General features: G+C 62.5%; 12 protein-coding genes and 1 pseudogene. 5 read left to right on the top strand and 8 right to left on the bottom strand.

Annotated features, from left to right (window positions below; all coding sequences use genetic code 11):
- Positions 1-35 precede the first annotated feature (35 nt).
- Together BMI90_RS07255 and BMI90_RS18510 are read right to left on the bottom strand one after the other, a co-directional pair.
- Positions 36-584 (bottom strand): hypothetical protein, encoded by a 549-nt coding sequence (locus BMI90_RS07255; RefSeq protein ID WP_078527684.1) that lies wholly within the window; start codon positions 582-584, stop codon positions 36-38.
- Between the two features lie 197 nt (positions 585-781).
- Positions 782-946, bottom strand: a complete 165-nt coding sequence (locus BMI90_RS18510) for a hypothetical protein (protein ID WP_156876264.1) — start codon at positions 944-946, stop codon at positions 782-784.
- 564 nt (positions 947-1,510) lie between these two features.
- On the opposite strand from BMI90_RS18510, the gene BMI90_RS07260 reads away from it, so the two are divergent.
- Both BMI90_RS07260 and BMI90_RS07265 read left to right on the top strand, forming a co-directional pair.
- Positions 1,511-2,608, top strand: coding sequence for an ATP-binding protein (locus BMI90_RS07260; protein WP_078527686.1), 1,098 nt, complete (start codon positions 1,511-1,513; stop codon positions 2,606-2,608).
- Positions 2,601-5,102, top strand: coding sequence for a S8 family peptidase (locus BMI90_RS07265; protein WP_078527688.1), 2,502 nt, complete (start codon positions 2,601-2,603; stop codon positions 5,100-5,102). Before BMI90_RS07260 ends, BMI90_RS07265 begins: the two co-directional genes overlap by 8 nt.
- 270 nt (positions 5,103-5,372) lie before the next feature.
- Here BMI90_RS07265 and BMI90_RS07270 read toward each other — a convergent pair whose 3' ends face one another.
- The 6 genes and pseudogenes from BMI90_RS07270 to BMI90_RS07295 all read right to left on the bottom strand — a co-directional run bounded on the left by BMI90_RS07270 (position 5,373) and on the right by BMI90_RS07295 (position 11,019).
- Positions 5,373-6,347 (bottom strand): calcium/sodium antiporter, encoded by a 975-nt coding sequence (locus tag BMI90_RS07270; RefSeq protein WP_078527690.1) that lies wholly within the window; start codon positions 6,345-6,347, stop codon positions 5,373-5,375.
- Positions 6,348-6,490: 143 nt separating this feature from the next.
- Positions 6,491-6,814: a YnfA family protein gene (locus BMI90_RS07275; RefSeq protein ID WP_078527693.1), complete on the bottom strand. Its 324-nt coding sequence runs from the start codon at positions 6,812-6,814 to the stop codon at positions 6,491-6,493.
- 196 nt (positions 6,815-7,010) lie between these two features.
- The gene (locus BMI90_RS07280) at positions 7,011-7,316 is read right to left on the bottom strand and encodes a hypothetical protein (RefSeq protein ID WP_078527695.1); all 306 of its coding nucleotides are present in this window, start codon (positions 7,314-7,316) and stop codon (positions 7,011-7,013) included.
- A gap of 97 nt (positions 7,317-7,413) precedes the next feature.
- Complete coding sequence (locus tag BMI90_RS07285; protein WP_078527697.1) at positions 7,414-9,540, bottom strand: ParB/RepB/Spo0J family partition protein; 2,127 nt, start codon at positions 9,538-9,540, stop codon at positions 7,414-7,416.
- A 126-nt stretch (positions 9,541-9,666) separates the two neighbouring features.
- Positions 9,667-10,060: pseudogene (locus tag BMI90_RS07290) on the bottom strand (DUF2958 domain-containing protein).
- Entirely contained in the window at positions 10,057-11,019 is a 963-nt protein-coding gene (locus BMI90_RS07295; RefSeq protein ID WP_078527701.1) for a zincin-like metallopeptidase domain-containing protein, read from the bottom strand. The pseudogene BMI90_RS07290 and the gene BMI90_RS07295 overlap by 4 nt, the downstream one beginning before the upstream one ends.
- A 410-nt stretch (positions 11,020-11,429) precedes the next feature.
- Here BMI90_RS07295 and BMI90_RS07300 point away from each other — a divergent pair, with 410 nt between their 5' ends.
- The 3 genes from BMI90_RS07300 (at position 11,430) to BMI90_RS07315 (ending at position 13,858) form a co-directional block, all read left to right on the top strand.
- Entirely contained in the window at positions 11,430-12,689 is a 1,260-nt protein-coding gene (locus BMI90_RS07300; protein ID WP_210401929.1) for a hypothetical protein, read from the top strand.
- A 237-nt stretch (positions 12,690-12,926) separates the two neighbouring features.
- Positions 12,927-13,190 (top strand): pyocin activator PrtN family protein, encoded by a 264-nt coding sequence (locus tag BMI90_RS07305; RefSeq protein WP_020043354.1) that lies wholly within the window; start codon positions 12,927-12,929, stop codon positions 13,188-13,190.
- A 419-nt stretch (positions 13,191-13,609) separates the two neighbouring features.
- Positions 13,610-13,858 (top strand): hypothetical protein, encoded by a 249-nt coding sequence (locus tag BMI90_RS07315; protein WP_078527705.1) that lies wholly within the window; start codon positions 13,610-13,612, stop codon positions 13,856-13,858.
- Positions 13,859-13,990: the final 132 nt, after the last annotated feature.

Below are 13,990 nucleotides of genomic sequence, written 5' to 3' on the forward strand. Positions count from 1 at the left end.
TGGAACCGAGCCAAATGGGATGGAAAGGGTGAAACTCAGGCGGCCTGCGGCAGGCGGAGCAGATCGGCCGCGATCTCGCGCCAGAAGGGATCGACCAACCGTGCCTCCAGCGCAGCGGCGCGGTAACGCAGCCGTCTCGCATCACCTGGCTCGGAGGCTCGGAATGCCATGCCGCGCAGTCGGCTGGCCTTGGTCACGATCCTGCGTGCCTCGGCATCGGATGCGACCGGCTGTTGCCAGAGGATAATGCCGCCGCGGATTGTGCCGGCGAGGACCAGGCGCTGATCGCGGTCCTGAATGAGCATGATGCGCGGCTGGAAATACGGAAAGCTATTCGGCCCCGTGCAAATATCACCGCGCGACACGCGCAAGGCTGCGGCCTCGATGGCCTCCTCCGGTGACGGGCATTCCCCAAGCGGGATCACGCGATCAAAGCTATTCGCCGCGTCACTGGCGTCATAGCTGGCGACGCCGAGGCAAGAGATGCGCAGCGGCAGCTTTTGCGACCGAAAAAGCGCGGGCAGAACATCGGCCGCCAGACTCTGGCCGATGGAGCGGAAGGTTTCGGAACGGGCAAAGGTCATCGGGATCACTCCATGACGGGCGCCGGTGAGCCTCTCTCTCCGGCCCTCAACCCGTCACGGCCGAAAGGCCCGCACTCTTCCTCTCTGACCGGGCTTGTTCCCGGTTCCGCTGCCGACGATGGGGATCATCGCAAGGCTGAAGGCCCGAAGCGCGGGCCACCGCGCTCGGGCCGTCGGGGATGAGGCGCTTTCGCGCCTCAGGCCCATGGATCCAGTTCCAGCTTCACCATGTCCTCATCGCCGTCAAACTCGTCGGCGGGCATGGCGCCGTGGGTTCCGTCCCCGGCCTGGAACACGACGATCACGACCATCAGAGTGGTGGCGAGGCTGGCGGCGAAAGCGGTGGCATCTGCATAGGACATCGGGATTGGCTCCTGTCTCTGGAGGCGGGGGACCATCCCCCGCGCGACAGGCGCCCGACGTGTCTGACCGGACCTGCACTCACCCTCGGGCGTTCGGACTGGCTCCGAATCCCCGAGGGCGGCACGCGCGCGTAAGCCGACCCTTCATGGGTTGATTGTCAAAGAGACGGATCAGACCAAGGTTAGCGAATGGAAGCGGGGGTGGTGTCTTGCATCCGACAGGCACCGGATACCCTTTGCAGATGTTTCGCCCGGCCAACCATTGCCGCCGCATCAACAGAGGAACCGCGTTACAAGCCCGAGACGGAACCGAACCCATGGCACGTGCCTTGATGGGATGATGGGGACATGATGAAGTTGAAACTGGAGCCGCCGCGTGACCCGCCGCCCCCTGTACACGGCCCCTTTACACGGCATGACGGCCATGCGACCTGACCGCTTGATGGGCGCGTGGTGCGACAGTGGTTCTGAAGGCCAGGTCACAGCGCTCGAATGATGTGAATACAGGGCGATCCGCCGGGCAAAGCCCTGCAACGCGCACCTCCTGGCAGAACAAATATGCCCATGTGCGACTTGTTTCGATCACGCCGATCTTTCCAAAACCGCGAGAGTCAATTAGGATTCGACGAAAAGACAGACGACTGGGGCGACGCGGTGTCAAATGCAAAACAGATACTGGCGATGCTCAGAAGCCAGGCGGAAGGCGATGAAGAACAGTTCTTCTCCATCGCGCTTCAGGTTGCGGCTGGTGAAGCCCGCCAGGGACACCGTGCGACCGCAGAGGATATCCGTGCGGCAGTAGATGCCGCACGTTCACAGCGCGGGACGCGGGCGTCTGTCCCGATCGCCTTTTCTCGGCCACGTGGAGACCTCGACAGCCTTCTCGATCTGCGGGACCCGCAGATCCATCTTGGCGATGTGGTGCTGAATGCAGACGTGAAAGGTCATCTCGAAGCGGTTGTGCTTCAGCAACAGCGTCGGGATTGGCTCCGGGAACATGGGAAGACACCGAACCGCCGGCTCCTCTTTGCCGGACCTCCAGGATCGGGGAAGACGATGACCGCCGAGGCACTCGCGGGCGAACTCCATCTTCCTCTGTTCGTGATCCGCCTCGAAACCCTGATCACGCGCTTTATGGGGGAAACGGCCGCCAAACTGCGTCTGGTTTTCGACGAAGCGCAGAAGCGCAGAGGTGTTTATCTCTTTGATGAATTCGATGCCGTAGGCAGCAACAGGTTGGCGACGAATGATGTCGCAGAAATGCGGCGGGTACTGAACAGCTTCCTGCAGTTCATGGAAGAGCCTTCTGCGACCGACAGTGTTCTGGTGGCTGCCACGAACCATCCCTCTCTTCTCGACCGCGCGCTATTACGGCGCTTCGATGAAGTTCTGCAGTTCGAGATGCCATCAGCAGATGAAGTGCGCGCCATTATCAAGGCCCATCTGTCACCGATGAAATATCCCAAGATCAATTGGAAAACCATTGTTGCCGCGGCCACCTGCCTCAGTCAGGCGGAGATTGTCCATGCGGCAGAAGAGGCTGTGAAAGCGGCAATCCTTTCAGAACGAAATCAGATTTCCACCGCCGATCTGACGCGCGAACTTCGCAAACGCCAGGCCATGAGAACGGTGTTCTCTGAAGAACAGGGACACATTGGCTGAGTACGAGCACCGACATATCGACCTGAGCGGTCTTTCGACTATCCGCGACTACAAGTCCCCAGGCAGTAACGCCCGCCAACGGCCGCTTCAGCGCATCCGCGAGGAACATGGCCAGCGCATTGTCGGCGAACTGGAAGCCGCCTTCGAGGCGTCTGATCTCGGACGAGAGGATTTGGGGGCACCCGAGGGAACTCCAGCATCCGACGGCGTCTACCTTGAGGTGGAACTCGCACCCTCTGTGGGGCCAACCACGCTGGAGAAGAAACGCGAGGGGACACGCCAGGGCGCCGTCACACTTTCCGAAACAGGCGCCCGTCGCATCGCCCTCTTCGTCCCTGACGAAACCAGAGATGTCTTTGAGGCGGTTTTCAGGGATTACGCCTTTACGGAAGTTGAAGAAGGTGCCGAGGCCCCGAAGAAGTCCCGCGTCGAGCCTGTCGAGCATATCCGCGCCGCGCGCTTGCGAACGTTCTGGCGCGACGATCCCCTGGCTCTGCCCGATGATCCGCAGGCGGAAATGTGGTGGGCCTTGTGGTGTTTTGCCGACCGCCTCGAACGTGTTGAGACCAGCGCTCAGCGGCTCGGCCTGACCGTCGGGGGAGAAGACAGCTGGCTGCACTTCCCCGAAGTCGTGGTTCTTCCGGTGCATGGGCGCAGAGCAGCGATCGAGATGCTGCTATTTTCAACGGGAGGCATTTCCGAAATCCGGCGGGCGAGCGATACGCCGACAGTATTCACGGATGAACTCGAGGAGATGGCGAACGCGTTCGTGGATGATCTGGCCGAAAGGATCACCTGGCCAGGCCGCGACGTGCCCGCGGTGTGCCTCCTTGATACGGGTGTGAACCGCGGCCATCCGCTGATTGAACCTGCCCTGGCTTCCGGTGACATGCACGCTGTGCATTCTGATTGGGGGGTGGATGATGATAGTCCCAGCGGGCATGGATCCGGAATGGCCGGGCTGGCACTCCACGGCGACCTGACAATGCCGTTGGGAGATGCGTCGCGTCCAGTTCTTGCGCATCGCCTCGAGTCCGTCAAAATCCTTCCGCCGGACGGCTTCGAGCAGAATGATCCCGGCTCCTATGGTGCGATTACAACCTCCGCCAGCTCGCTTCCGGAGATATCGGCTGCCGAGCGGCCGAGGGTCTTTTGCATGGCCGTGACGAATGAAAACCGGTCGGGAGCGGAGCCGACGGCCTGGAGCTCTGCTCTCGACCAGATCTCGGCGGGCGTGGACGCAATCGAGGAAGGCCCGGACCATATTCGGCGCCTCTTCGTCCAGGCGATCGGCAACATCGCGGACAGCTCGCGCGCCCAGGACATCGCCGATGGCGATGCGTTTCCGGGAGAAGATCCCGCACAGGCATGGAATGTCCTGACAGTCGGCGGCACAACTCTGAAATCAGAAATCGCAGAGGCCGGTTACCGAGACTGGCGCGGATGGTCACCTCCCGGGGACCGCAGCCCCTACAGTCGGACGAGCGCGCTATGGCGCGCGGGGCAGTCGCCGATCAAGCCGGAGATCGTCTTTGAAGCTGGAAACCGCGCGCTGAGCAGATCGGGACTCGAAGCACTGTCGGGCCTCCCTTCCCTCTCGGTGCTCACCACGGCGAAATCGGTCGCTCCGCATCCGGTGACACCGTTCTGGGCAACCAGCGCAGCGACAGCGCAAGCGGCACGGCTTACGACGCGGATCATGGCTGAGCACCCGGAGTATTGGCCTGAAACCATCCGCGCCCTGACCGTGCACAGCGCCCGGTGGACGCCGCATATGCTTGCGGAATTCAACGCGACCGCGTCAAAGTCGGACAGAAAGGCGCTCGCGAGAAAATACGGATACGGGGTACCGGATCTTCGGCGCGCCCTTGCTTCGGCCCGCGATGATCTTGCGTTGGTCGCCGAGCAATATATCCAACCGTTCCGGGTCGAGAATGGCAGCGTGCGCTTCTCGGATGCTCATGTCTACCGCCTGCCCTGGCCCCGACAAGTCCTTGAGGATTTGGGCGACCAGCCTGTGCGCCTCAAGGTGACGCTCTCATATTTTGTCGAGCCGAACCCAAGCTTTGCAAGCGCGATCGATCCTGCCCGATATCAGTCTTTTGGGTTGCGCTTCGACCTCAAGCGGGCACGCGAAACCGACGGGAATTTCCTGCGCCGGGTGAACAAGGATGACCGTGGCGAAAACGACCCTCGCCCGATCAACGAAGACAACGACGGCTGGTTCTTCGGGCCGAAGTCGATCTCTGCCGGCTCCATTCACATGGATATCTGGGAGGGCAGCGCCGTCGAGCTCGTGGAGCGCGATCTCCTCTATGTCTACCCGATCTCGGGCTGGTGGCGCGAAAGGCGAGCCCTGGGGCGAGCGAACAGCAAGGCCCGCTATGCGCTCGTTGTCGGCATCGCGACCCCGGAGGTCGACGTCGATCTGATGACGCCCATCGAGGCCGAAGTCGCGGCCTTGCTTCGGACCGGTATCGATATCGAAGTTTGATTCCTGTCCCGACTGAGACGACACACTGCCCGCTTCGTGCGGGAGTGAGTTTTGGCCGGCATTGGGAAGACCAAATTTTGTCTCCGTTTCCGGCTTCTGACCGCGTGCGACAAGGGGATGCCACCCTTCCTGCTTGAAGACGCGCATGAGGGCGCCGACCCCTCTTCGGAACTTCAGGTTTGCTCTAAGGCAGCCCCCAGCTTGAGCTGACGGAACTGCCATGCCATTGCTGAAACTCAGCCGAAATCTGACGGCGGAGCGGTACCTACGTCACGGCCAGAGCATCCAGAGGTAGGCGACATATCCGGCTACAAGAATCGCACCCTCACGCCGACCGATCCTCAGGCCGGTAGCTGCAAACAGCACCAACAGCAGTGACACCGCGACCATCACGGGCGCGTCGAACCCTGCGATTTCGGATGGGACCTGTGACGGGGCGATAAGGGCCGTCGTTCCCCCGATCCCGAGAATGTTGTAAATGTTCGACCCGACCACGTTGCCGAACGCCACATCCCCATGGCGTTTCAAGGCGGCGATGACCGACGTGACCAGCTCCGGCATGGAGGTACCGACCGCCACGATGGTCAATCCAATCACCGTCTCGGAGACCCCAAACCCGCGCGCCAGCGCCACAGCTCCGCTGACAAGGAAAGATCCGCCGGCGACCACAAGTATCAAGCCGGCAAGGGCAATAAGAATGGGGACGGCGAGACGCTTCACCGCATGAGGCGGGGCGAGTCCCGGGTCGGCCCCTGCCAACGCCAGGCTCTTGTCGTGCAGGGCTCCTCCATCAGCCGCGCCCCTTTCCTGATGGATCACGAACCAGATGTAACCGATCAGCATGACCACGAGCCCAGCACCCGCCATCCGCCCCATGGGCACGACCCAGGCGAGCACCGCAAAGCCTGCTGCGACCGCCAGCATCACGATGGCATCCCTGCGAAGTGCGGAGCGCGCAACAACGATCGGACAGATGAGGGCAGACACGCCTGCGATCAGAAGGATGTTCGCAATATTCGAGCCCACAATGTTGCCGTAAGCGATGCCCGGAGACCCATTCAACCCCGCCTGAACCGATGTCACCAGCTCTGGCATTGAGGTTCCGAAACCCACGAGCGTCAGGCCGATCACCAGTGGCGAGATCCCGATGCGCTCGGCCGCCTGTACGGCCCCGCGCACCAGAAGCTCTCCCCCGGCAACCAGCAAAATCAGACCGCCCAGCAGCGGCACCCAGGTTTCAATCATGATTGCCACTCCGCGGGGCTGACGTCGACACGATCCCGATTATCTGGAAGGTCGCCCCCATCGCCGCAAGGTGCTGCGCAACATATATTTTTCCCGACCGCCGACCTCGGTGTGGCGCAGCAGGACAGGACAGGCTCAGGGCATCATACTGCGCGGGGACCAAGCAGGATGACGAAGGCGCCAAGGAGGCACAGACTGCCCCCGGTCAGGTCCCACAGGGTCGGTCGCTGCCCCTCCATGCTCCACATCCAGAGCAGCGACGCGATGATGTAAACCCCACCATAAGCAGCAAAGGCGCGGCCCGCGGCCTCGGTATCGATCAAAGCGAGCAGCCCGCCGAAGAGGACCAAGCTCGTCACGCCCGGCACGAGCCACCAGGAAGAAGCGCCGCGCCACCACGACCAGAGCGCGAAACAGCCTGCGATCTCGGCCAAGGCAGCCAGCGGGTAGATAAGAAAGGTCGTCATGCGTCATTCCTCCGATGGAAAGCACGTCTTGTTGAGAGCGGAGAAGGCCCAGCTTGGGCAACAGTCCAAGTTGCCCTTAAGCGCGGATCGTCCGCAGCTCTGGAAAGAAATGCCGACGATCGGGCCGAGATTGCCAAACCCACCGCGCCGATAAGCCCCGGGAAACTCCTTGCAGGTTTTCAACGCGACGCAAGGCTCAATCCCAAAGACCATCAGCGATCTCGCGCGCAATCATCGCCCGCGCTCTCATCATCACCTCATCGCCGCTCGTGTCGATATGACCGTAGAACCGGGCATTACCGCCATTCGCGGCCCAATCGGTGTAGCGGCAGTATTCTCGCTTTTCGAGGCGAAAGACACGCATATCTTCGGCCCAATGCGGTTTAGGCTCCACAACCACGGTGATGCCGTCGCAGGTTTCCTCCCAGGGCAGCGTGCGCTCCGAAGGCGGGTTGGCGCTGTCCTCGCGGAAGATCTGATCAATATCGATATCTGCGGACATCGGATTTCTCCAAAGAAAAAGCCCGATCACGAAGACCGGGCGAGTTGCGGAAACGGAAGGGATGTGGCGGGGCAGCGAACGCCGCCCCACCTGAGGATCATTCGGCAGCGACCATTGGCTGCTCCTCGTCCTCCGTGGCGTCTTCATCCTCGCCATTGCCGGCAAGGAATTCAGGCAGATCATCCGCCTCCGTGTCGCCCCCGGCATCCATCGCGATATCGGCATCGCGATCCACCATGCGCAGCGGCTCCGGCAGCCAGCCGGTTTCGGCCAGCAGGCGCTCGGCCTCCGTGGCCATATCGCCTTTCTTCAGATGGTCGATGAGTTGCGCCGCCCGCTCGCCAGCGCCCTCGCGCACCGCCTCGATGATCCGCGGCTTGGTCACGCGGCCGAGATAGTTGCCGACGGTCGGGCGCCAGCCCACCGCCACCATGTCGAGGCCCGTCGCCCGCGCCAGCCGGTCGGCCTGGGTCAGGCGCACGTCGAGCCCGTGCTGGCTGACGCCCATGCCACCATAGGGGTTGGGCTTCTCGTGCAAGGCGTTGACGCCGAAGCTGACGCAATGGGCGAGCAACTCCATCCGGGTGTCGTCGTCCTGATCGACCAGCCAGTCCCAGAGCGCCGCATCGTCGGCCGGGATGTGATCGCCCCAGCGTTCGTGCCGCTCGGCGATGGCGCGCGCCGAGACGCTCTCCCCCAGGTCATCGGCCTGCGCCGGGAAATGAACCTCCCGGACATAGGCCTCGAGGCACCCCCTGGTGGAGTGCGGCAGGAAGCAATCGGTGACCAGGCGGTGCAGTAGCACCGTCATGGCAACATGCGGGTTGGACGCCACGGCATCCCGGAGTGCCAGGGTGCGATGTGCGGTCAACTCGCTGACGAGGCGATCGGGCAGCGGCCGGATGGTGTCGACCTCTTCGTCCTCCTCGGGTTCCGTCGCCGTGCCACCCGCCATGATGACCGCGCGCTGCACACCACCGGACTCGCCGCCCTCGGGAGAACACCCATCGGCCCCCTGCCCTTCCTGACCTTCCACCGTCTCGTCGTCGGCACGGACATAGCCGCGCTCGACGGCGAGCTGGCCGTCATGGCGGATGCTGACGAAGACACCGGCGCGAGCCATCTGGTCGGCGTCATAGCGCATCGGCCGGGCCTCGAAGGCCTCCAGCGCCTCTTCGATCTCGCCGAGGCGGGCATCAACCTCGTCGGGGAACTCGTCGGCCTGGGCATATTCCGCCTCCAGCGCGTCGAACTCGTCCCGCAGCTTTTCACGCTCGGCACGTTCCTCGTCGGTCAGGTCGATGGTGGTGCCGGCAAGACGGCGCAAGCCGCTGGTGTGGCCATAAGGGAAATCCACCGCGACCTCGATCCACTTCCAGCCCTCGGCGGCGATGGTTTCTGCCTCGGCCTTCAGCTTCTCGCCGACCAGCCGGTCGAGCAGCACCGGGTCCTGAAGCCAGCCGCCATCGTCCTGCTGGAAGAGATCGCGCAGCACATAGCCGCCCGCCGCCTCATAGGCCTCAATGCCGACGAAGAGAGCCCGCTTGTCGGAGGCCCGCACCGTGGTCTCGGTCAGCATGCGACGAATGGTATAGGGCTCCTTCTGCCAGCTATCCTTGATCGCCGCCCAGACCTGTTCCTGCCGCGCGTGATCCTCGGAGACGGTGAAGGCCATAAGCTGCTCCAGCGACATGCCGTCCTCGGCATAGGTCTCGAGCAGCGACGGCGAGACCGAGACCAGGCGCAGGCGCTGCTTCACCACCTTGGCGTCGACGAAAAAGGCGGCAGCGATTTCCTCTTCGCTCATGCCCTTCTCGCGAAGGATCTGGAAGGCGCGGAACTGGTCGAGCGGATGCAGCGGCGCGCGCTCGATATTCTCCGCCAGCGACACCTCGTCGATCAGGATGTCGTCCGCGGCTTCCGAGACGATGCAGGGCACCGGCGTGGTCTTGTTGAGGCGCTTCTGCTTGACCAGCAGTTCTAGCGCTCGGTAACGGCGCCCGCCAGCCGGCACCTCGAAGAGGCCGGTTTCCTGCCCTTCGGCGTCGAGTTCGGGCCGGACATGCAAGGACTGGATCAGCCCGCGGCGGGCGATGGACTCGGCCAGTTCTTCGACCGAGATGCCGGCCTTCACCCGCCGGACGTTGGATTGGCTGAGCACCAGCTTGTTGAAGGGGATGTCGCGCGAGGACGACAGGGTGATCTTTTGAGTGGCAGTGGCCATGTCAGGGTCTCCATGACGGACGCCGGGGAGCCTCTCTCTCCGGCTACAGGCCCGTCACGAAGCGAAGCGCCGCCCTCTTCCTCTGAAGAGAGCGACGCCGGATCCGTAAAGCCGCAAACCCGGAAATCAGGAATGCCGGATCTGCGTATCGGAGGTATCCCGGTCAACCGAGGCCAGAGCGATAAAGCACACGCTCGGCCTCCCGAATGCTGCCGGTTTCGCGGGCGGCCTCTCCCCAGACCGAGATCGGGAAGTCCCCCGTGAACAGCAGATCCCGCTCGATGCCAATGCCGAAGGGCAGCCGAATGGAGCGCAGTTCGTTGAGGCTCCAGGAGCCAAGCTCGGGGTAGCCAATGTCGGCCAGGCCGAACATGATGTCGCCGTCCTCGTCGAGCTCGGTCGCAAGCCAGACACCGGCGCCGAAGGGATTGAAGAACCTCACGACCGGAATGTGATCCTGATCGCGATCGCGGCCATTCGCCAGCAAACGGTCACGCTGTGTGTCGGTCAGGAGGATCATGCCGCAGCCCTCCCTTCCGTCGGGGTCTGCCGCTCAACATCGGTGCTGTCGTCGGGCAGATGGGCCAGCAGCCAGTCGGCCGCCTTGCTGGCCTGCGAGGCTGCACGGACGATCGCGCGGGCATCCTCGCGCATCACCTCCAGCCAGGAGCCGATGTAATCGGCGTGGCGCACAGTCGGGACGATCCCGAGCGAGGCGCAACAGAACGCACTCGAAATCTCGGCGATCAGTTCCTCGAAGGCGTATGTCTTCGTGCCGAAATCGCCCGAGAAGTCCCGCCCCAACCGTGAGGCATGTCCTGTCGCGTGCCCCATCTCGTGCAGGGCGGTCCGGTGCCAGTTGATCGGCTCGAAATAGGCCTGCGGAGGTGGCACCTGCACATAATCGAGCGCGGGGACATAGAAGGCGCGGTTGCCACCGATCCGGAAGTCGATACCAGTCGCGGCGATCAGTGCCTCGACCTGCGGCTCGATCAGCCCGGGCGGCGGTGGTGGTGCCTCGACGGCGATGTCGTCTGGCAGAGCCTCGCATTGCGCCGCGTTGAACACGGTAAAGCGCTTCAGGAACGGGATGCTGCTTGCGTCTTCCCCTGTCTCCCGGGCGCGGCGCTTCTCGTCTTCCGGCGTGAAACGGTCGGCATAGACGACGGTCGTGCCGCGCTCACCCTTGCGGACATTGCCACCAAGTGAAAGCGCCTGGCGGAACGTCAGCCAGTGCTGGGTCGGATAGCCCTGCTGGATGACCGCGCCCCAGAGTATCAGGACATTGATCCCGGAGTATTGCCGACCCGTGCTGGCGTTGCGCGGCATGGCGAGCGACGCCTGCGCCGCCGCCGTCCCCCAGGGCTGAACCCAGGGCAGTCGGCCCTCCTCCAGCTCTGCGATGATCTTGTCGGTGATGTCGTCATAAAGGTTCGTGCGCGGGCCGCCCTTGCGGGCCGCGCGATGCGCTCTGGTCATCGGGATGATCTCCGCGACGGGCGCCGGAGGCCTCTCCTCCAGCCCTCAACCCGTCACGGAAAACCCGCCCGCACTTTCACTCTCAGGGGGCGTTGCGGGGTCTCCCCGCTGATGGGGGTGCGTCGGCAACGCCAGTGCCGACCAGGGGGAAGGCTTTCCCCTCACGGCTATTCACCAGGGGTTTTGAAGACTAGAACTGGATATCTCTGGACGTCGTGGGAGCAGACTTGAAACGCTCGATCGGCGCCCCCCAATTGAATTGACGGAACGAAGTTTTGAGAGCGCTAGCGCAATGGGAATTCAGCATCTATACGCTGTCCCTCCCCAGGGGGCATGGGTTCGGAAATCGGCCCCCTGTCGGCGCCTGGCTCAGCGAAGACAGTCTTTCATGTGGCATCCTCAGGCACGATTTGAATGATCGATCCTATGGTTTTCTGGTCATGAGGCGGCGAACCGATCGCGTCTGGACGGTGACGACCGAGCGTGAAGGCTATGCCTCTGAAGAGGAAGCCCGGGCCCGCTTGCTGCCTCTCCTGAAGGACGGAGAACCTCCTGAGCCTGTTCCCCCGGGCGTCATGCAACGGCCCGCGCTCTATGATCTGGAAGGAAGGACAGCGAGCGAAGTGTTCGCAATGTTGAGGCTGCCCTCCCATGAACCCGCGGCATGGACGCTCAACCAGCTCTATCTCGCGCTTCCAAAGCCAGATCGAAACTGGGCAGGAGATTGCCAGACGAACAACTTTCACACGCGGTTGTGGGAGGCGCAGCTGCTGGCGACGTTTCGCGAGCAGGGATTGCTCGTAACCCAACCATATGAGTCCCCGGATTTCCGCATCGAGAACAGGCTTGGCGGTTCGGCATGGGTGGAAGCCGTGACGGCCAACCCGGCAGATCCTTACAACCATGTGAACGCGCCGCCGAGCGCCCTACCAGCCGACCGGGAAGAGGCGTTTTTCGGCGCCGGAGCTTTGCGCTTTGCCAAAACGATCGGCAACAAGCTTGCTCGCAATTACGATCAGTTGCCGCATGTAAAGGGTCAGCCCTTCGCCCTGGCGATTGCGGACTTTCAGGCACCGGCATCGATGATCTGGAGCCGGGAAGGACTGATCGGATATCTCTATGGCGAGGGCGCGGAAGAGGTTGAAATCGACGGGCGCATGTTTGCGCATCCGACGAAAGCATCCCACCTCAAGGGCAAGGCCAGATTTCCCGCCGGCCTGTTTGCCGATGCGGGCCATGCCGAGCTCTCCGCAGTTATCTTTTCGAATGCGTGTTCGATGGCCAAGCTCAACCGCGTTGCGGTATCGGGTCAGGGCGCACCGCGTGGACTGCGATACATGCGGATTGGCAACTTTTTTGACAGGACGCCGGGCGCTCTCAGGGGCATCCCTTTCTGCCTGGATGTGACCAGCGATGAATATCGCAACCTCTGGCCGATAGGGAGTGAGCCGTGGTCGGCTGAAATCGAGGTCTTTCACAATCCGTTCGCGCACCACCCCTTGCCATTTGAGCTTCTGCCGGAGGCAACACACTGGTTCGACCAGGACGGTGAGACCGTGTGTCGGAGTTTCTACGAGACCTCGATCCTTTGGTCCCAGACACTGATCCAAAACGACACGGATCCACCGCCGACCTTGGAGCAACTGATGTCGAAGGGTCCAAAGGCGTGAAAGGCATCATGCCGAATGCACCGAAGGTGCTCGCATTCGATCTCCCGAGGATGCTTGCGACCCGAGGTACGCCTTATGCATGACCACCCAGGCACGGGTTCCCTACCCCTTCAGACGCTTCAGATAGTCTCTCCGACCCAACGTACCCGTCCGATTTGCGCTCCATGCTATCCGCTTCCCCGCCAACCCGCTGCGGGCCCTTCTCCCAACCATGCCATCGTGCTTCACTCCGGGATCATGAACACGGCGTTTCTCTTGATAGCAATGTATTCCGGGCGACCGATCATTCCCGCTGAGGATGTCGCCAGGGATTTTTTCGGCCTGAGTACCGACAAGTTCATCCGCAAAGTCTCGGCCGGTTCCATCGCCCTCCCCCTCGTCCGCATGGAAGCGTCGCAGAAATGCGCCAAAGGCGTCCACATCGATGATCTGGCCGAGTACCTGGACAAGAGGCGGGCTGCAGCCGTCAAGGAATGCCTGCAACTGCAGGGACTGCGATAAGCCTGCCCCACAAGGAGCATCGCCAGAGGCCAGACTGATATTTGACCTCGGGCAGTAGCAGCACGCTCTCATTGGGCAAACAACTCGAGGAGCTGCTCCCCCCGCGGGCGGCTCGCTGTTGGGAAGCGTCCGGCAAGTAATGCAGTTCACGCCCCGGCGTGGTCCGGGCCGGAACAGTTAGAATCTGCGCGCTGATCGCTGAAGCAGAAACTGCTTGCAGCAGCCTTCGACGAATGAGTAACCGCTGCACCGCAGGTCCCGACCTGGCTTGCACGCGGTGTCGGAAAGGCGGCACATGAGCGGCGAAGCTTGTGCCCGAGTACGTCGGCAAAAATTTGTAGGGTGGACTTGCAGTTGCAGGAACTCAACCCCAGATATGGCATGTTGAAACCAATCGCATACCACATAGGGAGGACCTCATGGCGATTAATCGTAAAGGCACTTCGAGTAAGGTTGCCTCTCTGGCAGCCGACACACTGTTCAAACCAGGTTCTTCTCAGGTTGCCCGAAAGCTTGCCGGCTCGGCGCTGTCACAGTCCCGCACCGGTCGTCAAACGGGTGCCGAAATGGAAGATCTGGCTTCCAAGGTCCTTCGTAGCGATCGCTACTCCGACAAGACGAAAGCACTCGCAGGTTCGGTGCTGTCCCAATCGAACAAGAAGCGCTGACCTCTGGGTCGGCAGGCAGGGCGCGGCCGCTGGCATAGCCGATGTCCACAATTTGGTTGGTGAGCGCTTCGCGCTCACCAACGACTATTGCAGGCGCGGATCAGGGTAGTCACTCTCTCCCGGCTCGGGGGG

The sequence above is a fragment of the Thioclava sp. L04-15 genome (genome assembly GCF_002020275.1).
Taxonomy (GTDB): domain Bacteria; phylum Pseudomonadota; class Alphaproteobacteria; order Rhodobacterales; family Rhodobacteraceae; genus Thioclava; species Thioclava marina.

Excerpts from the sequence above, each read along its gene's own strand:
- BMI90_RS18510 (WP_156876264.1), bottom strand. The coding sequence starts at position 946 with ATGTCCTATGCAGATGCCACCGCTTTCGCCGCCAGCCTCGCCACCACT.
- BMI90_RS07270 (WP_078527690.1), bottom strand. The coding sequence starts at position 6,347 with ATGATTGAAACCTGGGTGCCGCTGCTGGGCGGTCTGATTTTGCTGGTT.
- BMI90_RS07305 (WP_020043354.1), top strand. The coding sequence starts at position 12,927 with ATGAACACGGCGTTTCTCTTGATAGCAATGTATTCCGGGCGACCGATC.
- BMI90_RS07255 (WP_078527684.1), bottom strand. The coding sequence starts at position 584 with ATGACCTTTGCCCGTTCCGAAACCTTCCGCTCCATCGGCCAGAGTCTG.
- BMI90_RS07260 (WP_078527686.1), top strand. The coding sequence starts at position 1,511 with ATGTGCGACTTGTTTCGATCACGCCGATCTTTCCAAAACCGCGAGAGT.
- BMI90_RS07280 (WP_078527695.1), bottom strand. The coding sequence starts at position 7,316 with ATGTCCGCAGATATCGATATTGATCAGATCTTCCGCGAGGACAGCGCC.
- BMI90_RS07295 (WP_078527701.1), bottom strand. The coding sequence starts at position 11,019 with ATGACCAGAGCGCATCGCGCGGCCCGCAAGGGCGGCCCGCGCACGAAC.
- BMI90_RS07275 (WP_078527693.1), bottom strand. The coding sequence starts at position 6,814 with ATGACGACCTTTCTTATCTACCCGCTGGCTGCCTTGGCCGAGATCGCA.
- BMI90_RS07315 (WP_078527705.1), top strand. The coding sequence starts at position 13,610 with ATGGCGATTAATCGTAAAGGCACTTCGAGTAAGGTTGCCTCTCTGGCA.
- BMI90_RS07285 (WP_078527697.1), bottom strand. The coding sequence starts at position 9,540 with ATGGCCACTGCCACTCAAAAGATCACCCTGTCGTCCTCGCGCGACATC.